23 protein-coding genes are annotated in these 24045 nt (G+C 71.9%); 13 read left to right on the forward strand and 10 right to left on the reverse strand.

The genetic code is table 11. The annotated features are described in order from the left end of the window. Positions 1-3 precede the first annotated feature (3 nt). From ACIHAD_RS17455 to ACIHAD_RS17480, 6 genes are all read right to left on the reverse strand, one after another. Positions 4-951 carry a DNA polymerase ligase N-terminal domain-containing protein gene (locus ACIHAD_RS17455; RefSeq protein WP_397355495.1) on the reverse strand — a complete coding sequence of 316 codons (948 nt, stop codon included), beginning with the start codon at positions 949-951 and terminating at the stop codon, positions 4-6. Positions 952-989: 38 nt separating this feature from the next. Next, entirely contained in the window at positions 990-1664 is a 675-nt protein-coding gene (locus ACIHAD_RS17460) for a FadR/GntR family transcriptional regulator (protein ID WP_397355496.1), read from the reverse strand. Between the two features lie 25 nt (positions 1665-1689). Continuing rightward, positions 1690-2715: an MBL fold metallo-hydrolase gene (locus tag ACIHAD_RS17465; RefSeq protein WP_397355497.1), complete on the reverse strand. Its 1026-nt coding sequence runs from the start codon at positions 2713-2715 to the stop codon at positions 1690-1692. A 37-nt stretch (positions 2716-2752) separates the two neighbouring features. After that, entirely contained in the window at positions 2753-3868 is a 1116-nt protein-coding gene (locus ACIHAD_RS17470; RefSeq protein ID WP_397355498.1) for a steroid 3-ketoacyl-CoA thiolase, read from the reverse strand. 43 nt (positions 3869-3911) lie between these two features. After that, positions 3912-4916, reverse strand: coding sequence for a sigma-70 family RNA polymerase sigma factor (locus tag ACIHAD_RS17475; protein WP_397355499.1), 1005 nt, complete (start codon positions 4914-4916; stop codon positions 3912-3914). Positions 4917-5001: 85 nt separating this feature from the next. Next, positions 5002-5652, reverse strand: a complete 651-nt coding sequence (locus ACIHAD_RS17480; protein WP_352322019.1) for a TetR family transcriptional regulator — start codon at positions 5650-5652, stop codon at positions 5002-5004. Positions 5653-5840: 188 nt separating this feature from the next. Here ACIHAD_RS17480 and ACIHAD_RS17485 point away from each other — a divergent pair, with 188 nt between their 5' ends. Genes ACIHAD_RS17485 through ACIHAD_RS17515 form a run of 7 tightly spaced genes read left to right on the forward strand, consistent with a single transcriptional unit; the run spans position 5841 to position 12833 of the window. Next, positions 5841-7445 carry an AMP-binding protein gene (locus tag ACIHAD_RS17485; protein WP_397355500.1) on the forward strand — a complete coding sequence of 535 codons (1605 nt, stop codon included), beginning with the start codon at positions 5841-5843 and terminating at the stop codon, positions 7443-7445. Beyond that, positions 7445-8431, forward strand: coding sequence for an acyl-CoA dehydrogenase family protein (locus ACIHAD_RS17490; RefSeq protein ID WP_397355501.1), 987 nt, complete (start codon positions 7445-7447; stop codon positions 8429-8431). The genes ACIHAD_RS17485 and ACIHAD_RS17490 overlap by 1 nt, the downstream gene beginning before the upstream one ends. Continuing rightward, positions 8431-9585, forward strand: a complete 1155-nt coding sequence (locus tag ACIHAD_RS17495) for an acyl-CoA dehydrogenase family protein (protein WP_397355502.1) — start codon at positions 8431-8433, stop codon at positions 9583-9585. The genes ACIHAD_RS17490 and ACIHAD_RS17495 overlap by 1 nt, the downstream gene beginning before the upstream one ends. Then, entirely contained in the window at positions 9582-10508 is a 927-nt protein-coding gene (locus tag ACIHAD_RS17500; RefSeq protein ID WP_397355503.1) for a bifunctional MaoC family dehydratase N-terminal/OB-fold nucleic acid binding domain-containing protein, read from the forward strand. The genes ACIHAD_RS17495 and ACIHAD_RS17500 overlap by 4 nt, the downstream gene beginning before the upstream one ends. Further along, positions 10505-10900, forward strand: coding sequence for a MaoC/PaaZ C-terminal domain-containing protein (locus tag ACIHAD_RS17505; protein ID WP_397355505.1), 396 nt, complete (start codon positions 10505-10507; stop codon positions 10898-10900). Before ACIHAD_RS17500 ends, ACIHAD_RS17505 begins: the two co-directional genes overlap by 4 nt. Beyond that, on the forward strand, positions 10900-12066 hold the full coding sequence (locus ACIHAD_RS17510) for a lipid-transfer protein (protein ID WP_397355506.1): 1167 nt from the start codon (positions 10900-10902) through the stop codon (positions 12064-12066). The genes ACIHAD_RS17505 and ACIHAD_RS17510 overlap by 1 nt, the downstream gene beginning before the upstream one ends. A gap of 41 nt (positions 12067-12107) precedes the next feature. Beyond that, complete coding sequence (locus tag ACIHAD_RS17515) at positions 12108-12833, forward strand: DUF981 family protein (RefSeq protein ID WP_397355507.1); 726 nt, start codon at positions 12108-12110, stop codon at positions 12831-12833. A 4-nt stretch (positions 12834-12837) separates the two neighbouring features. Here ACIHAD_RS17515 and ACIHAD_RS17520 read toward each other — a convergent pair whose 3' ends face one another. Then, positions 12838-14526 (reverse strand): hypothetical protein, encoded by a 1689-nt coding sequence (locus ACIHAD_RS17520; protein WP_397355508.1) that lies wholly within the window; start codon positions 14524-14526, stop codon positions 12838-12840. 263 nt (positions 14527-14789) lie between these two features. Between ACIHAD_RS17520 and ACIHAD_RS17525 the strand changes: the two genes are divergently transcribed. The 6 genes from ACIHAD_RS17525 to ACIHAD_RS17550 are packed head-to-tail and all read left to right on the forward strand — an operon-like array spanning position 14790 to position 19257. Then, on the forward strand, positions 14790-15842 hold the full coding sequence (locus ACIHAD_RS17525; RefSeq protein ID WP_397355509.1) for an ABC transporter ATP-binding protein: 1053 nt from the start codon (positions 14790-14792) through the stop codon (positions 15840-15842). Continuing rightward, complete coding sequence (locus tag ACIHAD_RS17530; RefSeq protein ID WP_352322038.1) at positions 15835-16512, forward strand: ABC transporter permease subunit; 678 nt, start codon at positions 15835-15837, stop codon at positions 16510-16512. Before ACIHAD_RS17525 ends, ACIHAD_RS17530 begins: the two co-directional genes overlap by 8 nt. Further along, the gene (locus ACIHAD_RS17535) at positions 16509-17201 is read left to right on the forward strand and encodes an ABC transporter permease (protein WP_397355510.1); all 693 of its coding nucleotides are present in this window, start codon (positions 16509-16511) and stop codon (positions 17199-17201) included. The genes ACIHAD_RS17530 and ACIHAD_RS17535 overlap by 4 nt, the downstream gene beginning before the upstream one ends. A gap of 39 nt (positions 17202-17240) precedes the next feature. Continuing rightward, a complete protein-coding gene (locus ACIHAD_RS17540) occupies positions 17241-18167 on the forward strand; it encodes an ABC transporter substrate-binding protein (protein ID WP_397355511.1) in 927 nt (308 codons plus the stop codon). A gap of 37 nt (positions 18168-18204) precedes the next feature. After that, the gene (locus ACIHAD_RS17545) at positions 18205-18687 is read left to right on the forward strand and encodes a flavin reductase family protein (protein ID WP_397355512.1); all 483 of its coding nucleotides are present in this window, start codon (positions 18205-18207) and stop codon (positions 18685-18687) included. Beyond that, positions 18688-19257, forward strand: a complete 570-nt coding sequence (locus ACIHAD_RS17550) for a flavodoxin family protein (RefSeq protein WP_397355513.1) — start codon at positions 18688-18690, stop codon at positions 19255-19257. Here the strand turns inward: ACIHAD_RS17550 and sppA are convergent. The 3 genes from sppA to ACIHAD_RS17565 all read right to left on the reverse strand — a co-directional run bounded on the left by sppA (position 19250) and on the right by ACIHAD_RS17565 (position 23925). Continuing rightward, complete coding sequence (sppA, locus tag ACIHAD_RS17555; protein ID WP_397355514.1) at positions 19250-20947, reverse strand: signal peptide peptidase SppA; 1698 nt, start codon at positions 20945-20947, stop codon at positions 19250-19252. The two genes, ACIHAD_RS17550 and sppA, sit on opposite strands and share 8 nt — an antisense overlap. Positions 20948-21051: 104 nt before the next feature. After that, entirely contained in the window at positions 21052-22410 is a 1359-nt protein-coding gene (locus tag ACIHAD_RS17560) for a S8 family peptidase (protein WP_397355515.1), read from the reverse strand. Positions 22411-22563: 153 nt separating this feature from the next. Further along, entirely contained in the window at positions 22564-23925 is a 1362-nt protein-coding gene (locus tag ACIHAD_RS17565; protein ID WP_397355516.1) for a S8 family peptidase, read from the reverse strand. Positions 23926-24045 lie beyond the last annotated feature (120 nt).

The raw sequence follows: 24045 nt of genomic DNA on the forward strand, positions 1-24045 counted from the left end.
GCGTCAGGAGGGGATGAACAGCCAGGACCTGGACGTGCCGGGCTCGTAGGGGGAGTCCAGGCGTTTGGCGACCACGCCGGGCAGGCCCTGCTCGCGCGCCGCCTGCCGGACCGGGCCGGCCTCGCCGGGCCACGAGGGCGCGGTCTGCCAGCGGGGACCGGCCAGCTCCAGTGCCTCCAGGGCGGCCCGTCGGTCGGCGAACGGCTCGTCCAGCAGGGAGCGGCCCTCGTCGTACAGCAGGTCGTGGACGACCAGGATCTCGGTGCCGCCCAGCGTGACCACCTCGCCGTCCAGCACCGCCGTCCGGCTGCCGAACGACTCGGCCAGCGGACGCAGCCAGGGGTGCTCGCGGGCGGCCGTCGTGCGCCCGCCGTCGATGGGGACCAGCAGCCGGCGTCCGCGCCAGGCGAACTCGAAGGCATAGTCGGCGGCGTTCCTGGGCGGCCGGGCGCGCTCGGTGGGCAGCATGGGCTCCACGTCGGGGAACGGGTCGCGGGCGGGGGCGTCCATGCGGTGGATCATCCAGTTCTTGCCCCGCGTCCGGAACAGCACGAACCGGCCGGAGGCCCGCCTGCCGTGCAGGACGAACTTGACCTCCCGGTCGGACCACTTCTCGGTCTCGTACGTGCCGGTGTCCCAGACGGTCATCGTGCCGCCGCCGTACTCGCCCTTGGGGATCTCGCCGTGGAAGGTGAGGTACTCCATCGGATGGTCCTCGGTGTGCACGGCCAGGTGGTTGGTGCCGGGGTCGGCGGGCAGGCCCTTGGGGACCGCCCAGGAGGCCAGCACGCCGTCGCGTTCCAGCCGCAGGTCCCAGTGCAGGGACCGGGCGTGGTGCTCCTGGATGACGAACGCGGCGCCGCCACCGTCCTCGGGAGGGGTGGCGGGCACGGGCTCGGGGGTCCGGCTGGGGTCGCGTTTGCTGCGGTATCGCTCCAGTTTGTCGGGCACGACACGGTTACTACCCGGGGAGCGCTCCCGCGTGCCGATCAGTCGAGGGCCTTGCGCAGCCACGCCTCCACGCCCGCCACGTGCACGGTGGCCCAGGAACGCGCCACGTCCGGCTGGCGGGCGGCGATGGCCTCGTAGATCGCGGTGTGCTGCTCGCGGGTCTTCGTCATCGCGCCCTCCTGGGTGAGGCCGCGCCACACTCGGGCCCGAGTGGTCGGACCTGACAGGCTCTCGATGAACGAGCACAGCACGCTGTTGCCCGACCCGCGCGCGATGCGCTGATGGAACTCCAGGTCGTTGGCGACCAGCTCCTCGACCGTCGGCTCGGCGGGCAACGAGTCGAGGATGAGCCGCAGCTCCTCGATGTCCTGCTCGCTCATCAGCTCGGTGGCCAGGGCCGTCGCGGCCGGCTCAAGGATGCGCCGGACCTCGAAGAACTGGATCACCGTGTCGTCGCGGTGCAGGTCGAGCACGAACGACATGGTGTCGAGCAGCAGGTGCGGCTCCAGGCTGGTGACGTACGTGCCGTCGCCCTGGCGTACGTCGAGCACGTTGATCAGGGCGAGCGCGCGCACGGCCTCGCGCAGCGAGTTGCGCGACAGGCCCAGCCGCTCGGCGAGGTCGGCCTCCTTCGGCAGACGGTCGCCCGGAGTCAGCTCGCCGGAGAGGATCATCTGCTTGATCTTGTCGATGGCCGCGTCGGTGACCGCCACGCTTTTCTCCCTAGACATCGGATGTCTAGGAGTCTAGAGCCTGAAAGCGTACGGGATCGACGTCCGGGACGCGGCGGATCAGGCCCCGGGTCTCCAGGGTGCGCAGATGGGCCGCGGCCTCGCCGGCCGCCATGCCGCGCAGCACGGGGGTCAGGTCGTCCCAGGGCCGGTTCCAGGTCATCATCGCGGCGACCTCCCAGATGGTCAGCGGTCGCGACCGCTCGGCCATGAGGGTGCGCAACCGGATCAGCTTCTCCTCGTGATGGTGGCGGATCTCGGCGGCGCGTGCGGCAACATCAGGAAATATCCACTCATGTGCTGGCAGAGCGTCCAGGGGGCCCAGCTCGCCGACCCGGTCGAGCGAGTCCAGGAAGTCGCCCAGCGGATCGACGTCGTCCCGGTCGTAGGGATAGATCCCGATGTGCGGGGTGATGTCGGGAAGGACGTGGTCGCCGGTGAACAGCCGGTCGGCGTCCTCCAGGTGCAGGCAGATGTGGCCCGGCGTGTGACCGGGGGTGTGCACCGCCCGCAGCTTGCGGCCCGGCAGCTCCACCAGGTCGCCGTCGCGCAGCTCGCGGTCGGGCAGCGCGGGCGGCGTCGGCCGGGTGCCCATCGCCTCGCGCACCTCGGCGGGATCGGCGCCGGCCCGCCTGAGCATGTCGGACTGGAAGCTCGCGTGCTCCTCCGAGGCGAACCGGTGCATGAGCCGGACCAGCGCCGCGTCCTCCTCGTGCATCGCGATCCAGGCCCCGGACGCCTCCTTGACCTGCCCGGCCAGCCCGGCGTGGTCGGGATGGAAGTGGGTGACGACCACGCCGCTCACGGCCGCGACGTCGAGCCCGAGCGAGGCCAGGCCGCCGCTGAGCGCCGCCCAGGCGTCGGGGTGGTTCCAGCCGGCGTCCACCAGCACCGGCCCGCGCGGCGACTCGACGGCGTAGACCAGCGTGTAGCCGAGAGGGTTGCCCGGGATGGGCACCGGCACGCTCCACACCCCGCCGCCGAGCTCCTGCGGCCGCTGCTCCGAGTACGGCCTGCGCCTGGTCTTCCCCACCGGTTCCCCCGATCGAGCACGTGCGTTGAATGGTAGATCAGGCGACGCGTTCGAGGATCGTCGCCGTGGCCAGCGCGCCGCCCGCGCACATCGTGACCAGCGCGGTGCTGCCGTCGCAGCGTTCGAGCTCGTGCAGGGCGGTGGTGATGAGCCGGGCGCCGGTGGCCCCGACGGGATGGCCGAGCGCGATGGCCCCGCCGTTGACGTTGACCCGGTCGAGGTCGGGTTCGTGCGCGGCGGCCCACGAGAGCACCACGGACGCGAACGCCTCGTTCACCTCGAACCTGTCGATGTCGCCCATGGTCATCCCGGCCGCCGTCAGCACCTTCGCGGTCGCCTCCACGGGACCGTCGAGGTGATAGTACGGCTCGGCCCCCACGAGCGCCTGCGCCAGGATGCGCGCCCTGGGCCGCAGCCCCTGCCGGCGGGCCTCCTGCTCGCTCGTCACCAGCACGGCGGCCGCGCCGTCGGAGATCTGCGAGGACGTGCCGGCCGTGTGCAGGGCGCCCTCGGCGACCGGCTTGAGCCCGGCCAGGCTCTCGACCGTGGTCTCGCGTAACCCCTGGTCCCTGCGTACGGACCCGACGGGCACGATCTCCCGCTCGAACCGCCCGTCGGCCCACGCCTTGGCCGCCAGGCGCTGCGAGCGCGCGCCGAACCAGTCGAGCCGCTCCCTGGTCAGCCCCCGCCGCCGCGCGATCCGCTCGGCCGCGGTGAACTGGTCGGGCAGGTCGATGCTCCAGTCGTCGGGACGCGGTCTGGCGGGCCGCACGTTGCTGCCGAGCGGCGCCCTGCTCATGATCTCGACGCCGCAGCCGATGCCCGCCTCGATGACGCCGGCCCTGATCATCGCCGCCGCCAGGTGCACGGCCTGCTGCGAGGAGCCGCACTGGGCGTCGATCGTGGTGACGCCCGTCTGGTAGGGGAGCCCGGCGTAGAGCCAGGAATGGCGGCCGACGTGGCCGCCCTGCTCGCCGGCCTGGGTGACGCATCCGGCGAACACCTGGCCGACGGAGGCCGGGTCGGCGCCGGCGCGTTCGATCAGCCCGTTCAGCGCCGCGGCCAGCACCTGCTGCGGCTTGAGCTCCGACAGCCATCCCGCCCGCTTGCCGATGGGTGTGCGAACGGCCTCGACGATCACAGGTGTGCCCACAGTCGCCTCCAGAACGTTGCTCTGGCCGCGACTGTAACGCGTTCTACTTTCCGGCGGAAGTCTCGGTTCCCGCGGGGAGCTCGGCGCGCAGCCCGAAGGTGTCGAAAAGCTGCAGGTCGAAGAACATGGCTACGTGGTTGATGCCCTCGTCGCGGAGCGCCAGCACCATGATCGCGAAGGGACGGTAGACGTCGTCCTCGCGGAAGTAGACGGCGAACGCGGGCTGGCCGTTGGCGGCGACCGGAAGCAGTTTGAGGTCGTGCGGCCGGCTCGCGGGGCACTGGTCGGAGACGAGCTCGCCGATCGCGTCGGGGCCTTCGTACCAGCCCACGTAGGGCGGCATCTCCCAGATCGCGTCTTTGGTGAACAGCGAGACCAGCTCGTCGACGTCGTAGTTCTCGAAGGCGGCGACGTAGCGGTCGAGCAGGTGGCGCTGCTCGGCAGAGAGCGGCTCGACGGGGTCGTCGAGGCTCGGCGAGACCTCGCTGAGCTGCGCGCGGGCCCGCTGGAGGATGCTGTTGACGGCCGCCGTGGACAGGCCGACCGCCTCGGCGACCTCGGCCGCCCGCCACCTGAGCACGTCGCGCAGGATCAGCACCGCGCGCTGCCGGGGCGGCAGGTGCTGCAGCGCGGCGACGAGCGCGAGCCTGATGCTCTCGCGCGAGGTCACGATCGAGGCGGGGTCGCCGCCCGCCTCGACCCCGGCCAGCGTGTCGGGCACCGGCTCCAGCCAGGGCACCTCGCCGTCCTGGACCAGCGGGGCGCTCGCCTCGGTGCTCGGGGCGCCGAGACCGGTCGGCAGGGGCCGCCGGCCACGGCTGTCGAGCGCGGTCAGGCAGGCGGTGGTGGCGATGCGGTAGAGCCACGTGCGCAGCGACGACCGCCCCTCGAACCCGTCATAGCCCCGCCAGGCCCGCAGATACGTCTCCTGCACGAGATCCTCGGCGTCGTGCACCGACCCCAGCATCCGGTAGCAGTGTGCGAACAGCTCGCGCCGCATCGGATCGGCCAGCCGGAGGAAGTCGTCGCTCGTCGGCTTGTCGCTCATGCCCCCCTGTATAGCTCCCGCCACCGACAATTTCGGCGCCGGCCTCGGACGGTTTTAGGGCATGACGGAGATATCCGACAAGAGGCTAGATGTCGGCCAGGAGGCGATTCGCGGCCGTTTCGATGCGCCGCTGGATCTGGTCGTACGTGCGCCGCCCCCGCAACATCTCCAGCAGCTCCTGCACCCACACGCTGGCCAGCGAGCCCGCGAGGTCGAGCTGCTCCTCGCCGGCCTGGTCGACCGTGAGCCCGTCGGCGGACACGCGCAGCAGCAGCCCCGTCATGCGGTCGCCGAACGGCGTCTGGACCTCGGCCATGATCAGCGACCGGATCAGCGCGTCGGCCAGCTCCGGCTCGCGCATCAGCCCCCGCGTGGCCCGCATGAGCACGTCGACGGCCCGGCTGGCCGGCGTGGAGGCCCCCGGAGGGCGGCGCTCGATGCTGCTCTCCAGTAGGTCGATCTCCTCGCCCACGACCGCCACGACCAGGTCCATCTTGGACGGGAAGTAGCGGTAGAGCGTGCCCAGCGCCACGCCGGCGCGCTCGGCGACCGTGCGCATCTGCATGGCCTCGACACCGCCGCGTGAGGCCAGCGCGGCGGCGGCCTGGACGATGCGCTTGCGGCGTTGGTGCTGGCTGCGGGTGCGGACACTGCGACCGCCCGCCGCGGCGCGGCCCTCGGCGGCCCCCTCGGTGTCGCTGGGGGGCGCGGAGAATGACCCGGGCGAGGTACGCATAAGAACACGTTATCTGATTTCTCGACTACGCGGCTTGTTACTCGTGAGTCACAAACAGGCCGTATCGGCCCATGTCTACGGCGTTACAGGACTATGTCGGAACAAGGCGAGAAAGGCCGGTACTGGACAGATATTAGAATCTGTTCTAGTTTGCCATTCGGCTTACCTAGCGCTTGCTGGAGGGCTCGATGATCGCGCAGACGCTGGCGGCCCTGCTCCTCGACCGGGCGCAGGACGACCGACCTGGGCTGATGTTCGAGGGCGCGGTGTGGTCGTGGCGCGAGCACGTCGCCCGCTGCCGGGCCGCCGGAGCCTGGCTGAGCGGGCGCGGCACCGGTCTGCACGTGGGCGTGCTGGCGGAGAACGTCCCGGAGCTGCTCTTCCTGCTCGGCGGCGCGGCGCTCGGCGGGCACGTGATGGTCGCGCTGAACCCGACGCGCCCGGTCGACGAGCTGATCCGCGACGCCCGCGCCACCGACGTGGACCTCCTGCTCTGGGACGCCCCCTTCGCGGGCCCGGCCACGTCGGTCGCCGAGGCGCTGGGCCTGGAGAGCCTGCCGCTGTCCACGGTGTCGTCCCTGGGCGAGGGCGAGGGACGGCCCGCCGAGGCCGGTCCCGGCGACCTGGTGATGCTGATCTTCACGTCGGGCACCTCCGGGCGGCCCAGGGCCGTCCGGATCACGCAGCGCAAGCTGGCCCTGCCGGGGCTGAGCCTGGCGGCGCTGCTCACGCCCGAGGACGTCGTCCACTGCTCGATGCCGCTGTTCCACTCCGGAGCCCTGATGGCCGCCTACGCCCCGGCCGTGGCCTCGGGGGCGGCGCTGGCCGTGCGCAGGCGGTTCTCGGCCTCCGGGCTGCTGCCGGACGTACGGCGGCACGGCTGCACGTACCTGCACTACGTCGGCAAGGCGCTCTCGTACGTCCTGGCCACCCCCGAACGCCCGGACGACGCCGACAACCCCCTCAGGATCGCCTTCGGCAACGAGGGCAGCGCGGTCGCGACCAGGCGTTTCGGCGAACGGTTCGGCTGCCGGGTGATCGACGCCTTCGGCTCCACCGAGACGGCCATCTCCTTCACCCCCGACCCCGGCGGCCCGCCCGGCAGCCTCGGCAGGCTGGGCGCGGGCGTGCGGATCCTCGACCCCTTCACCGGACGCCCGTGCCCGCCCGCCCGCATCGAGGGCGGTCGCCTGCTCAACCCGGACGAGGCCGTCGGCGAGCTGGTCAACACCTCCGGCCCCGGCCTGTTCGAGGGCTACTACAACGACCCGGACGCGGACGCCGAACGTGTCAGGAACGGCGCGTTCTGGTCCGGCGACCTGGCCTACGCCGACCCCGGCGGCCACGTCTTCTTCGCCGGGCGCGGCACCGAACGCCTGCGCGTGGACGGCGAGAACCTGGCGGTCGCCCCCGTGGAGGCCGCCCTGCGGGAGTTCGGCGGCGTGGTGGAGGCGGCGGTCTACCCGGTGCCGGACGCGGCGGCCGGCGACCAGGTGATGGCGGCGCTGGTCCTGGACGGCCCCTTCGACGCCGAGGCGTTCACCGCCTTCCTGGCCGGGCGGACCGACCTGGGCCCCAAGTCCTTACCCCGCTATATCCGGATCTGTAGTGAACTTCCGCTGACCCCCTCCCACAAGGTCATCAAGCGGATCCTGGCCAAGGACGCGTGGCGGACCGGCGACCCCGTCTGGTGGCGGTCCCCGGCCGGGCTGCGCCCCCTGACCGGCGTGGACGTCAAGGCGATCGAGGACGAGTTCGTCGAGCACGGCAGGCACCACCTCTTGGAGAGCTGATGGATTTCAACCTGGACGAGACCCAGCAGGACCTGAAGAAGCTGACCGCCGAAGTTCTGGCCAAGCAGGGGGAGGGCGGCCCGGCGGCCGAGGACGGGCTGTGGCGGGCCGGGCTCATGGGCGTGTGCGTGCCCGAGGAGGCGGGCGGCGCCGGGCTCGGACCCGTCGAGATGGCCGTGGTGCTGCGCGAGGTCGGGGCGCGGGCGGCGGCCGTGCCGGCGTTGCCCGTCCTGGTGAGCACGCTGGCCCTGGCCCGTCACGGCGGCCCCGACCAGCGGCGGCGGGTCACGCGCGGCACCCTGGCCCGCCGCGAGCCCGGCCGGGCCCCGGCCGATCCGCCCGCGACGTCCGCCCGCCGCGAGGGCGACGGCTGGTCGCTGACCGGGCGCAAGGTCTCGGTGCCGTACCCGGCGGACGACGTCCTGGTCACCGCGGACGAGGGGCTGTTCCTGGCGGCGTCGCCGCCCGCGAGCCCCGAGTTCACCTCGACCGGCGAGCCGGCCGCCACGGTCCTGCTGGACGGCACGCCCGCCGAGCGGGTGGCCGGGCCCGAGGCCGCCGCCGACGCCGGGCGGCTGTTCACCGTGGCCGTCGCGGCGCAGGCGAGCGGCGTCCTGGCCGGGGCGCTCGACCTGACCACCTCCTACATCAGGACGAGACGGCAGTTCGGCCGGGCGCTGGCCGAGTTCCAGGCCGTGACCATGCAGATCGCCGACGTCTACATCGCGGGACGGGCCCTCGACGTGGCCATGTGGTCGGCGGCGTGGCGGCTGGGCGAGGGCCTGCCCGCCGACGAGGACGTGGCGCTGGCCGCGTTCCACGTCTGCGAGGCCGTCAAGGCCCTCTACACCTGCCAGCACCTGCACGGCGGGCTCGGGCTCGACGTCACCTACCCGCTGCACCGCTACTTCGCGCAGGCCAAGCACCTGTCCCACCTGCTCGGCGGCGCCGACGCCCAGCTCGACCTGATCGGAGCCCTCGTCTGATGCTGATCGACCTGACCCCCGGGCAGCGCGCGCTCCGCGACGAGCTGCGCGAGTACTTCCGGAGCTGCCTGACCGCCGAGGACCGCGCGAAGATCGCCGACGACCCGTTCGGCGAGGCGTACATGGAGCACTGCCGCCGGCTCGGCCGCGACGGCAAGCTCGGGCTGGGCTGGCCCAAGGAGTACGGCGGAGGCGGGTACGGGCCCCTGGAACAGCAGATCTTCGCCAACGAGATCGCCCGCGCCGGGGTGCCGTACCCGATCATCACCGTGCAGACGGTGGGCCCGACGCTGATGCAGTACGGCACCCAGGAGCAGAAGGACCGGTTCCTGCCGCGCATCCTGGCCGGGGAGTGCCACTTCGCGATCGGCTACAGCGAGCCCGAGGCCGGCACCGACCTGGCCTCCCTGCGCACCACGGCGGTGCTCGACGGCGACCACTACGTCGTCAACGGCCAGAAGATCTTCACCAGCGGCGCGCACTACGCCCAGTACATCTGGCTGGCGGCCCGGACGAACCCCGAGGCCAAGAAGCACAAGGGCATCACGATGATGATCGCCGCCACCGACGACCCCGGCTTCTCCTGGACCCCGATCGTCACCATGGACGGCCGCCACCACACGAACTCCACCTACTTCTCCGACGTCCGCGTCCCGGTGGACATGGTGGTCGGCGAGGTGGACCGGGGCTGGGACCTGATCGTCAACCAGCTCAACCATGAACGCGTCACCCTCGGCCCGGCCGGCAACCTCGGCCAGACCTACGACCGCTTCCTCGCCTGGGCCAGGCACGCCGGGCTGACGGACAACCCGGACGTCCGCCGAGCCCTCGCCCGGGTACGGGCCGCCTTCCGTACGAACGAGCTGCTCAACTGGCAGGTGGCGGCGAACATGGACCTCGGCTGGCTGGGCGCGCCCGACGCCTCGGCCACCAAGATCTACGGCTCCGAGCGCATGCAGGAGATCGGCCGGCTGGTCTGCGACGTCGTGTCCAGGTACGGCGACCCCTCGGACCCGGAGACGGCCGAGCTGGCCGAGCGCATGGACCACGGCGTCAAGGGCGCGGTGGTGCTGACGTTCGGCGGCGGGGTCAACGAGGTGCAGCGCGAGCTGATCGCGATGCTCGGCCTGAACCTGCCGAGGCCGCCGCGATGACCGACGCGATGACCGCCGCGATGAGCGACGAGGAGCTGCACGAGCTGGCCGGCAAGCAGATGGCCATGGGGGAGCTGCGCGGCACCCCGGCCGCCGACCCGGTGAACGCGCCCATGATCCGCCACTGGCTGGAGGCCATGGGCGACGCCAACCCGCGCTACCTGGAGGAGGGGGTGGCCCCGCCCGCGATGGCCCAGGTGTGGACCATGCAGGGGCCGGGCTCGCGGGCCAAGGACCGCTCGCCGGTGGACGACCTGCTGGCCGCGCTCGACGCCGGAGGCTACACCGGGGTCGTGGCGACCAACTGCGAGCAGACCTACCACCGGTACGCCAGGATCGGCGAGCTGCTGACGCCCGCCACCCGCTTCACGTCGTTGTCCGGGCCGAAGCGCACCGCCCTGGGCGAGGGCTACTTCGCCACCTGGAACGTCACCTGGTACGGCGACGACGACCAGCCGGTCGCCGAGATGCTCTTCCGGGTGCTGAAGTTCCGCCCGAAGGCGCCCGCGCCGCGCGCGCGGGAGCCGTACCCGCTGAGGCCGGCGGTCAACAGGGACACCGCGTTCTTCTGGGAGGGCGTGCGGGACGGCGAGTTGCGCGTGCAGAGCTGCGCGGACTGCGGCGAGCTGCGCCACCCGCCCGGCCCGATGTGCCCTGCCTGCCGCTCGGCGAACCGGTCGCACGTCGTCGCGAGCGGCCGCGGCACCCTCTACAGCTACGTCGTCCACCACCATCCGCCGGTGCCGGGGCGCGAGGTCCCGTTCGTGGTGGGCGTGGTGGACCTGCCGGAAGGAGTACGGATCGTGGGCAACGTCGTGGACTGCCCGATCGAGAAGGTGGAGGTCGGGATGGCTTTGCGGGTGACGTACCGGTCGATGGACGACGAGCTCGTCCTGCCGATGTGGACGCCGGAGCAGCCGTGACCCCCGCCACCGGTACGGCCCTGCCCGAGCTGGCCGTCGACCTGACCCCCACGACGGTGATCGCCACGGCCCTGGCCACCAGGGACTTCACCCCCGTGCACCACGACACCGCCAAGGCCCGCGCCCAGGGCTCGAAGGACATCTTCCTCAACATCCTCACCACCATGGGCCTGGTGGAACGCTACGTCACCGACTGGACGGGCCCGGAGGCGGTCATCACGAGCATCAACGTCAGGCTGGGCGTCCCGGCGTACGCGGGGGACCGGCTGAGCTTCAGCGGCGTGATCGTCGAGCGCGACGGCGACCGGTACACCGCGCAGGTGCGCGGCAGGGTGAGCCTGGGCGACCACGCCACCGGCACCGTCACCTTCGTCCTGCCCGGGAGCGCGTGATGCCGGGCGGGCGGGCCGCGATCGCGGGCATCGGCGCCACCGAGTTCAGCAAGGACTCGGGCCGGTCGGAGCTGCGGCTGGCGGCCGAGGCCGTGCTCGCCGCCCTGGACGACGCCGGGGTGCCGCCGTCCGAGGTGGACGGCATGGTCACCTACACCCAGGACTCCAACCAGGAGATCGCCGTCGCCCGGGAGACCGGCGTCGGCGACCTCACCTTCTTCTCCCGCGTCGAGTACGGAGGCGGCGCGGCCTGCGGCACCGTCGCGCACGCGGCCATGGCCGTGGCCACCGGCATGGCCCGCACGGTGGTCTGCTACCGGGCCTTCAACGAGCGCTCCGGCCGCCGCTTCGGCCAGCCGAACGCCCGGCTGACCGGGGAGCCCACCTCCCAGGGGCTGGAGATGAGCTGGCACGTGCCGTTCGGGCTGATGACCCCGGCCGCGTGGGTCGCCATGTTCGCGCGGCGGTACATGCACGAGTTCGGGGCGACGTCGGAGGACTTCGGGCGGGTGGCGGTGGCCATGCGCCGGCACGCCGCCACGAACCCGGCCGCCTGGTTCCACGGGCGGCCGATCACGCTGGAGGAGCACCAGGCGTCCAGGTGGATCGTGGAGCCGCTGCACCTGCTCGACTGCTGCCAGGAGAGCGACGGCGCGGTGGCCCTGGTCGTGACGTCCGCCGGACGCGCCCACGACCTGCGCAGGTCGCCCGCCGTGATCACAGCGGCGGCGCAGGGGGCGGGCGCGGGCCAGATGATGATGACGAGCTACTACCGGGACGACATGAGCGGCCTGCCGGAGATGTCCGTCGTCGGCAGACAGCTGTGGGAGATGTCCGGGCTGTCCCCGGCGGACATCCAGACGGCCATCCTGTACGACCACTTCACCCCGTTCGTCCTGGCCCAGCTTGAGGAGCTGGGCTTCTGCGGGCGCGGCGAGGCCCCGGACTTCCTGCGGGACGGCGGCATCGAGCTGGACGGCCGCCTGCCCGTCAACCCGCACGGGGGCCAACTGGGCGAGGCGTACATCCACGGCATGAACGGCATCGCCGAGGCGGTCCGGCAGATCCGGGGGACGGCCGCCAACCAGGTGGCCGGGGTGCGGAACGTCCTGGTCACGGCGGGGACCGGCGTGCCGACGAGCGGGCTGATCCTGTCGGCCGTGTAACTTTGTGTTACTTGTATGATACTTAGGGTAATTGCGTCTGTATGAGTGGAATCTGGGTGGTCCTGGCGGAGCCGGAGCTGAAGATCGACTGGACCAGGATGCCCACGTACAACACGATCATGGCGGTCGCCGCCGGCGTCGGGTTGCTGCTCGTGGTCTCCTTCGGCCGCCGGCTGCTCAGGGGCGACCCGCTGGAGCACGTGGAGGGCTGGGCGCTGGCGTTCGGCGCGGTCGGGGCCATCCTGGCGGTGACGGGGCTGCACATGACGCTCACCTGGCCGCTGGCCGGGCAGGGCTTCCCGTTCGACAACATCATCTTCGGGGAGCCCTCGCTGGCGTTCGGCGTGCTGCTGCTGGCCGCCGCGCTCTACCTGTGGAAACGCTGGGGGCTGGTCGCCGTGGCGCCCGACCGGCGCAAGCTCGTGGCGCGTACGGCCGGGCCGATCGCGCTGTTCGTCTTCGCCATGGGGCTGGCCTGCTTCGGGATCGCCGCGGCCGGGTGGACGTACACGCTGTTCGCCGCGCCGCCGCAGGAGCCGATCTCGGGGGCCTTCGCCGGCATGCCCCTGCTGGAGGCCACCTTCATCTCCGGCCTGTACGTGCTGGTCGGCGTGGGGGCGGTGCTGTTCCCGTTCGCGCTGCGGGCCAGGGGCGGCCCGGTCACGACCGTGACCGGGGTGTGCTGGGGGATCGCCGGGGTGGCGTTCCTCCTGTTCGGCGCGCTGAACTACTTCACGCACATCGGGCTGATCGTCAACACCATGTAGGCGCTCACGGGCCCATGAACATCGGCACGGAGAAGAACACGATCATCGCGATGGCCACGCAGATCAGGAACCCGATCAACTCCCAGGCCCAGTCGTGGTGCCGTTCCCTGCGCCGCTTGAGCGCCTTCTTCCTGGCCGCGGCCTTCTTCTTGCCCGCCGGCTGCTTGCGGGCGCCGGGCTTGGCGCCTGGTTTGGCGCCTGGTTTGGCGCCGTCTCTGCCCGGTGAGCGGGCCGGCTCGGCGCCGGGACCGCGGCGGGACGGGCGCTGGAGGTCGCGGATCGGGTCCGGGTGGCGTTCGCGGTCGGCTTCGAGCTCGCGGGCGAGCTCGGCGGCGAAGTCCGCGGCGCGGCTCCGCCCGGACGGCGCCGGGCCGGAGGGCGCCGGGTCCGGCTCGGGCTCGGGCATGCGGTAGACCGGCTCGGCGGTGGCCCTGGACCTCGGGGTGAACAGCGGCGCGGCCTCCTTGCCCGGCTGCTCCGCCGCGAGGGGACGCTGCGGGGGGCGGGGCGGGTCCTCGCGTACCGGCACGTCCCTGATGGCGGGCATCTCCTGCGTCACCGGCTCGTCGTCCAGCACGTCGGCGGGCACCGGCGCGGCCAGGAAGAAGGGCCGCTCCCCGGGCGGCGGGACGGCGGCCCGCTCCACGCGGGCCTCGGCCGAGGCGTCCGCCGCGGAGGGCTGGGAGGCGGGCGGGGCGGTGAAGTCGCCCGTGCTGAAGGGCCGGGCGGAGGGACGCGCGGGCTCGGCCAGGGCCTGCGACGGCTCGGCCAGGCTCCGCGGGGGCTGTGGCGGCTGCGAGGGCTTCGAGGGCTGTGACGGCTTCGGGGGCGTGGACAGGAACGGGCGTACGGCCGCCGCCCGCGCGGCCGGGTCCCGCAGCGGCCCCATCGAGTCCAGCGCCCCCAGCGGATCGCGCAGCTTGGGCATCGGCGCGGTCGTCGCCTCGTGCACGGACGGCCGCCCGGCGGCGGGCGGCACGAGCAGGTCCGCCGGGAAGATCCCGGTGCTGGTCGCCGGGTCGGCCTCGGCGAGCGGCAGCGGCCACTGCGGCGGCGCGGGCCAGAGCGGCTTGACGAACAGCGGCCCGGGCTCGGCCGGCACCGACCCGGCGAAGTGCACGCGCAGGATCGCGGGCGGCTCCGGCCAGGGCAGACGTCCGAGGACGTCCCGCAGCGGCGCGACCGCGAGCGCGCCGTACACGTCGGAGAGCGGCTTGGGCACCCGCCCGTCGGCCAGCGCGGCCAGGGCCATGCCCAGGACCTGGCGGAAGCGGTGGCTCGCCCCGACGACCAGCTCCTCGGCGGTGTCGGGCGCGATGTCGAGCACCCAGGCCAGCTCGGCCCTGCTCAGCGCGCACACCGCGGACAGCACCAGCACCTCGCGCTGTTGCGGACGCAGCTCGCGCAGCACCCGCTCGACCAGCGCCGAGGCCGGATCGACCAGCGGGTCCACGACCGGAGGGGCGTAGACGACGTCCCGCCGGCGCATCTGGCGGCGGGCGTAGGCGTACAGGGCGGCGCGGGGCGGGACGGCGTCGGGGACGCCGGCGAGCACGGACGCCAGGACGTCGGACGCCGTGCCCGGATCACCGAGCTGGTCGGCGCAGTACGCGAACAGCCCGGCGGCATGGCGGTCGTAGAGCTCTGCGATCAGTTCGTTGCGGGGGCGCTGACCGGTGAGCGGCTGGGACACGGGGCCGATCCTCTTGCTAAATGTGCGGACGCTGAGGTGAGGGGTACGCGTCTGGAGATTGTGGAGGTAATCATGCCAACTCACCCAGGTCCGGCGCACCACTTGATCGGAAATTCCGGTAAATCTCCCTGGTCAGTGAAACGTTTAAGCCGTCCCCCGTGAGGACACAGGGGTCCGGGCCGCCGTAGTCTTGTGGGCCACCGAGATCATGCGGCGGTCGTGGCACGGGGGCCGCGGCCCTGCCATCGAGCGAGAGGTCACGCGTGATCACATTCGACGCTGTCACCAAACGCTATCCAGACGGCACCACCGCCGTGGACGCTCTCAGCCTTGAGGCGCCCACCGGCGAGATCACCGTGCTGGTGGGCCCTTCGGGCTGCGGGAAGACGACGTCCCTCCGGATGATCAATCGCATGATCGACGCTTCCGAGGGACAGATCCTCCTCGACGGGGTGCCCGTGAGCGGCATCGACCCGCCCACGCTGCGCCGCGGCATCGGGTACGTCATCCAACAGGCGGGCCTGTTCCCGCACCGGAAGATCGTCGACAACATCGCGACGGTCCCGTACCTGCTGGGCTGGGACCGGAAGAAGGCCCGCGCGCGGGCCATGGAGCTGCTCGAACGCGTCGGGCTCGACCCGGCCTTCGCCGACCGCTACCCGTTCCAGCTCTCCGGCGGGCAGCAGCAGCGCGTGGGCGTGGCCAGGGCGCTGGCCGCCGACCCGCCCGTGCTGCTCATGGACGAGCCGTTCAGCGCGGTCGACCCGATCGTCCGCACCAGCCTCCAGGACGAGCTGCTGCGGCTGCAGGCGGAGCTGAACAAGACCATCGTGTTCGTCACCCACGACATCGACGAGGCGATCAAGCTCGGCGACCGCGTGGCCGTGCTGCGCGTGGGCGGGCGGCTGGCCCAGCTCGCCGACCCCAAGACGCTGCTGTCGGAGCCGGCCGACGACTTCGTCCGCGAGTTCCTGGGCCACGACCGGGGGATCAGGCGGCTGCAGTTCATCTCCACGAAGGGGCTGCGGCTGCGTACCGACCTGACCGTGCGCGAACGGGCGGCGAGCGACGAGCCGTGGCTGCTGGTCGTGACCGACGACGACCGGCCCGTGGGCTGGTTCGCCGGGTCGCGGCCCGAGGAACTGGAGCCGTACGGGACGTTCGTGCTCGGGCGCGACTCGATGCGGTCGGCGCTGGACGCGGCGCTGCTGTCGCCCTCCGGCTGCTCGGTCGCCGTGGACGAGGACGGCCGGGTCATCGGCGTGGCCACCAGGGAGGCCCTGGACGAGGCGCTGGCGGAGGCCGCCGATGCGTGAAGGTCCGCCCAGCATCTGGGAATGGATCGCCCGCAACTGGGACACCGGCCGCGCCGACAGCATCAGGAACCTGCTGACCGACCACCTGACCATGTCCCTGGTGCCGATCCTGGCCGCGCTGGTGCTCGCGTTGCCGCTCGGGCTGGCCTGTGTGCGCTGGCGCTGGCTCTACCAGCCCACCTCGGGCCTGATGAACGTCGTCTACGCGCTGCCGTCGCTGCCGGTGTTCATGCTGCTGATCTCGGTGACCGGGCTGTCCCAGACCACCGTGATCATCCCGTTGACCTTCTACGGCATGGCCGTGCTCATCCCCGCCGTGGTCGACGGGCTGAACTCGGTGCCCGACCACGTTCGCCAGTCGGCCGTGGCGATGGGGTTCACGCCCATGCGCCGCCTGCTGCAGGTCGAGCTGCCCATCGCCACGCCGGTGGTGCTGGCCGGGCTGCGCGTGGTCGCGGTCTCCAGCATCAGCCTGGTCAGCGTGGGCGCGCTGATCGGCCAGGGCGGGCTCGGCGGGCTGTTCACCCGGGCCTACCAGAACCCGTTCATGCCGCCGGTGGTCACCGGCATCGTGCTGATCGTCGCGCTGGCGCTGGTCGCCGACGGCCTGCTGGTCCTGGCCCAGCGACTGCTCACTCCCTGGGTACGCGCGCGGAAGGGGACGTCGTGAGCTGGTTGGGCTCGTTCTTCGGCTGGCTGGCCGACTTCTTCGGCACCGGGGCGAACTGGGCCGGCCCCGACGGCATCCCGGCGCGGCTGCTGGAGCACCTGGAGTTCTCGGTCCTGGCGCTGGCGCTGGCGATGCTGATCGCGGTGCCGCTGGGGCTGGCGATCGGGCACACCGGCCGGGGCGAGGTCGTGGTCGTCATCTCGGCGAACCTGGCCAGGGCGCTGCCGACGCTCGGCCTGCTGGTGCTGTTCGTGCTGCTGCTGGGCACGTCCTCGATCTGGCCGGTGATCATCCCGCTGGTGCTGCTGTCGGTGCCGCCGATCCTGGTCAACACCTACGAGGGGATCAGGGGCGTCGATCCGGAGCTGCGCGACGCGGCGTACGGGATGGGGTTGCGCGGCGGGCAGGTGCTCGGCCGGGTGCTGGTCCCGGTGGCGCTGCCGCTGATCCTGCTCGGGCTCAGGCTGTCGGCGATCCAGGTGGTCTCCACCACGACGGTCGCCGCGTACACGGGGCTCGGCGGGCTCGGCCGATTCGTGATCGACGGTTTCGCGACGAAGGATTATGCAAGCGTCGTGGGGGGTTCAGTACTGATTGTGCTGTTCGCGCTTGTCGTGCAGATCGTGTTCGCCCTCATCCAGAGGGTGACCGTTTCGCCGGGGGTGAGCCAGAGACTGAAGGTTCGATAGTCTCCGGTATTACCTGCCGCTTTAGAAGGGAAATTCGAGATGAGACGCATGATCGGCACCGCGGCGGTGCTCGTGTCGGCGACGCTGGCGCTGGCCGCCTGTGGTGGCGGTGGCGGCGGTGGGGGCAACCCGCTCGACACCACGAGCGCGGCGCCCAGTGGGTCGGCCGCGGCGGCCGGGGGCAAGGCCGTCATCGGCTCCTTCGACTTCGACGAGAGCGTGCTGCTCGCGTCGATCTACGCCCAGGCGCTTGAGGCCAAGGGCGTGCAGGTCGAGGAGAAGCCGCGCATCGGCAGCCGCGAGGCGGTCTACGACCAGGTCAAGAACGGTGGCCTGACCATCGTTCCGGAGTACAACGGCAACCTGCTGGCCTTCATCGACCTGAAGAACACCGCCTCGACGACCGACGAGGTCAACGCGGCGCTGAAGGAGAAGCTCCCGGCCGAGCTCGAAGTGCTCGACTCCTCCCCGGCCGAGGACAAGGACAGCCTCTCGGTCACCAAGGAGACCCAGACCAAGCAGTCGCTGAACACCATGGAGGACCTGGCCAAGGTCTCCAAGAACATGGTCGTCGGCGGCCCGCCGGAGTTCAAGAAGCGGTGGGAGGCACGCTTCAAGGAGGTCTACGGCATCGAGTTCAAGCAGTGGGAGCCCAAGGGCCCGGCCACGGCCGACGCCCTGAAGGACGGCTCGATCCAGGTCGGCAACGTGTTCACCACCGACCCCAAGATGCTGGCCAACAACCTGGTGCCGCTCCAGGACACCAAGAACATCTTCCCCGCCCAGAACGTCACGCCCCTGCTGTTCAAGGCCGGCGCGAGCGACACGATCCGCACCACGCTCAACGGCGTCTCGGCCAAGCTGAGCACGCAGTCCCTGCTCGACATGATGCAGAAGATCTCCGTCAACAAGGACGAGCCCGCCACGGTGGCCAAGGAATGGCTGACCTCCAACGGCCTCGCCTGACGCCCGCGGCGGGGGCCTCCGGGCGGAGGTCCCCGCTGTGAGCGAGTTCACGGAGGCGATGGCGCAACTGGCCGCGGGCGTCGCGGTGATCACCGTCCGGGACGGGCGCGACGACCTGGGCGTGACCGTCTCGACGCTGATGTCCGTCTCGGCCGAGCCGCCGCTCGTGCTGGTCAGCCTGGCCTCGCGCGGCTATCTCTGCGAGGTGCTGCTCCGGCGGGACCGGTGGGCGGCCTCGCTGCTGTCCTCCGGCCAGGCCGCGGTCGCCAGCCGCTTCGCCACCGCCGGCCGTCCCAGTGCCCGCCTCCTGCTGGCGGGCACCCCCCACCACCGGGGGGCGCACACCGAGGCGCTGGTGGTCGAGGGCGGTGTGGCGGCTCTGGAGGTCGAGACGACCCAGGTCGTCCCGGCCGGGGACCACACGCTCTTCGTCGCCCAGGTCCTCGCCGTCCCCTATGTCACCCCCGCGCTCCAGCCGCTGGTACGGCTGCGCGCCCGCTACCGGCCGATGGGATGCTGAATGCGCAGTTTCCTCTTCCTCCTGGGCAGCAGTCGCCGCGACGGCAACACCGAGACCCTGGCCAGGCACGCCGCGGCCACGCTCGCGCCGGACGTCCGGCAACGCTGGCTGCGCCTCGACGACCACCCGCTGCCGCCCTTCCAGGACATCCGCCACTCCGGCGACGGCGTCTACCCCGTCCCCGAGGGCGCGGAGAAGCTGCTGGCCGAGGCCACGCTCGACGCCACCGACCTGGTGATCGTCTCCCCGCTCTACTGGTACAGCGTCTCCGCCACCACCAAGCTCTACCTGGACTACTGGTCGGCCTGGATGCGCGTCCCCGGGTACGAGTTCAAGGCGCGCATGGCGGGCAAGACCGTCTGGGCGGTCACCACGATCAGCGAGGAGGACGAGTCCGTGGCCGATCCGCTGGTCGGCACGCTGCGCCTGTCGGCCGAGTACTTCGGGTCGTGGGGCGGCGCGCTGGTGGGCTACGCCAACCGCCCCGGCGACATCCTGCGCGACACCGGCGCCCTGGAGCGGGCCGCCACCTTCTTCGGCCGGACGGCCACCACGCCCGCGATCACCTGATGATGTACCAACCGGGCAACGCGAGCGGGCCGGCGGCGGGCAGGCCCAGCTCGGCCGACAGGCGGGCCAGCGGCCCCCAGGCGTCGAGGCGCATGCCTGCCAGGGCGGCGGACTTGTCCTCGCTGGACTCCGGCCCCCGCAGGCGCTCCAGCGGGTTGAGCCTGGGGTAGACGCGCACGGGGGCGTCGTCGGTGAGCCGGGCGCGCTCGCGGGCCAGGCCGAGGGCGTGCTCAAGGCCGCCCAGCTCGTCCACCAGGCCGTTGGCCTGGGCGTCCGCGCCGGTCCAGACCCGGCCTCTGGCCAGCTCGTGGACGCGTTCGCGGGTGAGGTCGCGGCTCTGTGCCACCTTGCCCACGAAGTCGTCGTAGATGCGGTCGAGCCAGGCGTTCACCCGGTCCCACTGCTCGGGGGAGAAGCCGCGGGCGGTGGAGAACATGCCGGCGTTGACGCCGTCGGCGACCAGTTCAGTATTTATCCCGATTTTTTGGAGCAAGTCAGTCATGACGGGCTTGCCGCCATATACGCCGATCGAGCCGGTCAGCGTGCCGGGCTGGGCCACGATGACGTCGGCGCCCATCGCCACGAAGTAGCCGCCGGACGCGGCCAGGTCGCCCATGGACACGATCACCGGCTTCACCCGGCGGGTCAGCGTCACCTCGCGCCACACCGTGTCGGAGGCCACGTACGAGCCGCCGGGGCTGTCCACGCGGAAGACCACGGCCTTGACGTGCTCGTCCCGGCGGGCCGCGCGCAGCGCCGCGCTGATCGTGTCGGAGCCCATCGCGCCGCCCCCGCCGAGCGGGCTGCGTCCGCTGCGGCCGCTCCTGATCTGCCCGCTGCCGTGCACGAGCGCGATGCTGTCGGCCATGGGGTGCGGCAGCTTCCGCACCGCCGCGCTCCTGGCGTACCGGGAGACGAACAGCAGGTGGGCCTCGCCGCCCGCGGCCCGCCTGACCTCGTCGTACACCTCGTCGCGGTAGGCGAGGGCGTCCACCAGGCCGGTCTCCCGCGCCTCGGAGGCGGTGAAGGGGCCGCGGTCGATCAGTTCACGCACCTTGCCGGGGTCGAGCCCGCGGCCCTCGGCGATGCCGCGTACGAGCTGCTCGGCGACCGACTCCACGATGCGGGTCATCGACTCGCGGTGGGGCTCGGTCATGTGCTCCTGGGTGAAGGTGTTGACCGCGGTCTTGTACTCGTGCCGCTGACCGGCCTCGACCTCCACGCCCAGCTTGGTCAGCGCGCCCTTGAGGAAACGCTGCTCCATCGCCACCCCCGTGAGCCCGACGTCGCCGCTGGGCTGGAGGTAGACCCGCTCGAACGCGGTGGCCAGGTAGTAGGGCACCGTGCCGCCGCTGAACTCCCCGAACGTCTCGGCGTAGGCCACGGTCAGCTTGCCGGAGGCGCGGAAGCGGGTGACGGCCTCGCGCAGCTCCTGGACCATGGCCAGGCCCAGGGGGTTGCCGCCGAGCTTGACCACCAGCGCCTTGACCCTGGAGTCCCGCCCGGCCCGCCGGAGCCCCGACAGCACGTCGGACAGGCGGGTCTTGCGCATGGACAGGACCGCGGCGACCGGGTCGGCCGGCGGTCCTTCCGTGAGGCCCTCGGTGAGATCGAGCTCCAGGACCAGCGGGCCGGTGCGCCGCTGGCGAAGCTTGTCGACGGTTTCGAAGATCGCCCTGCCTGCGTCCATATAGCCACCCTAAGCGACGCATTTCGGATGAGGCTCAGAAGAGGCTGAGGCCGGGTTCCAGGCGGACGTGCCGGGCGACGTCCGCCTGGGTCTCACGGTGAGGGTCAGTGGCGGTCGCGGAGGGCGGCGTGGACGTCGATGCGGGGGGTGGTGAGCTGGGTTCCCGCGCTGACGTACGCGATGGGCTTGCCGGTGCGCTTGAGCGCGTCGAGAAGCTGGTCGGACGTGGCGTGCGCGCGCTTCTGCCGCAGCAGCGCGAACGAGCCGGCGACGTGCGGGGAGGCCATCGAGGTGCCGTTCAGCGCGGCGTAGCCGTTGCCGCTGATGGCGGCGGTGATCGCGACGCCGGGGGCGAAGAGGTCGAGCAGCGTGCCCCGGTTGGAGAAGGGGGCCACGGCGTCCTGCTTGTCGGTGGCGCCCACGGTCACGACGTTGGAGACGCAGGCGGGCCAGGAGACGGAGGCGTCGAAGCCGTTGTTGCCCGCGGCCACGACGGTGGCGACGCCCTTGGCCTGGAGGTGGTCCACCTCGGCCTTGAAGTCGGCGCCGTCGCCCTCGTCGCAGTACGCGTCGTACTTGCCGCCGCCCAGGCTCAGGTTGACCGCGGCGAGGTCGTACTGGTCGGCCAGCACGTTCGCGTACGCCATGCCGGTCAGGACCGAGGAGTCGTAGGCGAGCACGCACGCGGCGGCGGCGCCGCAGTAGGGGGAGTTGTCGAAGCGGCTGAAGACCTGGATCGCGATGATCCTGGCCTTGGGGGCGACGCCGGGGTACGGGAAGTCCTTGGTGGCCTGGCCCGCGGTGATGCCCGCGACGTGGGTGCCGTGGTAGCACAGGCCGTACTCGGGCCGGGGGGCGTTGCGCAGGCACGCCTCGGTCTCCGAGTCGGCGGCGCCGTCGCCGATCTGGAACTGGCTGCCGTTGGGGCACAGCGGCGTCGAGCCGTCGGCCGGGTCGGTGGCGGAGAAGCATGCCTGGGCCACGATGCGGCGGCCGAAGGCCGGGTGGTCGCCGTCGATGCCGGAGTCGATGATCGCGACGGCGGTGCCCTTGCCGGTGTAGCCCTGCCGGTGCGCCCGGTCGGCGCCGATCAGCGGGACGCTCTGCGCCAGCGAGGGCTCGTTGACCCGGTCCTCGCGGATCGAGACGACGTCCGCCTGCTCGGCGACCTTCTCCAGCTCGGCGCGGGTGCCGCGGTAGACGAAGAAGTCGAGCTTGCCCGCCACCTCCGCGGGCGGCGTGGCCGTGACGTTCCGCCTGTCCTGCCTGACCCCTTCCGCGCCGGCCCGGGCGGACTGCACCTGGGCGGGCTGGCGTACGCGGACGATGACGCGGTGCTCGCCGGTCGAGGTGATCGCCGGGTCGATCTTGGACGCGGGGTCGGCCAGGGCGGGGGTGGCGACCAGCGTCGCAGCGGTGGCGGCGAGCGTGATCGCACCGGCCAGCAGAGACGGAAGTCTCAACTGATCCTCCGGGGGGTCGGGGGGTGTTTGTGTAAAGAAGTGTAGATATTGGACAAGAGATGTCAGAGAGGTGCTTGTGTTCTGTTACCGCTTCTTGTTCTGGTACGCGAAAGGGCCGGATCGTCCCATCCGGCCCTTTTCGTCGCGCTGAGCTCAGACCTTGGGAGCTCCCTGGGCTGTGGCCGCGAACACGTCGATGCGCGCCGTACGCACCTGGGCGCCGCCGGAGGCGTAGCCGATGCTCCGGCCGGTGGCCTGCAACCGCTGCAGGCTTTGCGCCACCGTGAGGTTCGGGTACGCCTGCCGCATCAGCGCGAACGCCCCCGCCACGTGCGGCGCGGCCATCGACGTGCCGCTCTTGTCGGCGTAGGTGTCGTCCGGGACCGAGGACCTGATGCCCACGCCCGGCGCGAACAGGTCGAGCAGCGTGCCCCGGTTGGAGAAGTCGGCCACCGCGTCCCGGTCGTCGGTGGCGCCCACCGCGACCGCCGACGAGATGCAGGCGGGCGCCGAGACGCCGTCGGAGAAGCCGTTGTTGCCGGCCGCGACCACGGGCGCGACCCCGAGGGAGACCAGCGTGTCGAAGTCCGGCTTGAGCCCCGCCGCGCTCGGGTCGGAGTCACAGCTCTCCCGGTAGGGGCCGCCGCCGCCCAGGCTCAGGTTCGCCGCGGCGACGTGCTGGGCCGCGGCCACCCGCGCCACGTACTCCAGCGCCAGCTTCTGGTCGGAGGTGTAGCTGAGGAAGCAGGGCGACTGGGTGCCGATGACCGCGCAGGTCATCGCGTTGTCGATGCGGCTGAACACCTGGATCGGCAGGATGCCCGCGGCGGGCGCGACGCCGTCGGAGGGGGCGCCGGTCGTCATCCGGCCCGCGGCGATGCCCGCGACGTGGGAGCCGTGCGAGCAGGCGTTGACGCCGTTCACGACGCACTGGGCGGTCTCGGCGTCGGCCGCGCCCGGGCCGGTCTGGCTCGGCTGGTTGTTCGGGCACAGCGAGACCGAGCCGTCGCCGGCGTCGGAGGAGGAGAAGCACGCCTCGTCCACGATCCGGCCGGCGAAGAACGGGTGGTCGCGGTCGATGCCCGTGTCGAGGATGGCCACCGTCAGGCCCCTGCCCGTCCAGCCGGCCGCGTTGGCCCGGTCGGAGCCGATGAGCCGGGTGCTCGCGTCCAGGACGGCCGGGCGCAGCTCGTCCTTGTAGACCGCCTGGACGCGGTCGTCCTTCCTGAGCTGGGCCAGGGTCTTGCCGTCCAGTTCGGCGACGAAGAAGTGGGTGGACTGGGCCGCCTCCAGGACCCGGCTGCCCTCGGAGGCCTGTTCGAGGTCCTTGGCCACGGCCTGCACGTTCTGACCCGGCTTGAGCTGGATGATCGAGCGCACCTTGCTCTTGGCCTTGACCTCCGCGACCAGGGCGGGGCTGATGACCGGGTCGCCGCTGTCATGCGCGTCGGCGTGCAGCGGTGGCGTCGTGCAGAGCACGGCGGATGTCGTGGCCAGCGCGACAGCGCAGGTCAACAGGGACCGTAGCCTCACTTAGTCCTCCGAGGGTCAGACCGTCCGGTGTGAGGTGACCATCCCCGGGTGTGACAAGTGTGATGTCCGTGACGTATGTGAAAGCAGGGAAAGCTGAGCGGC

Source organism: Nonomuraea sp. NPDC052265 (assembly GCF_044547985.1).
Classification (GTDB): Bacteria; Actinomycetota; Actinomycetes; order Streptosporangiales; family Streptosporangiaceae; genus Nonomuraea.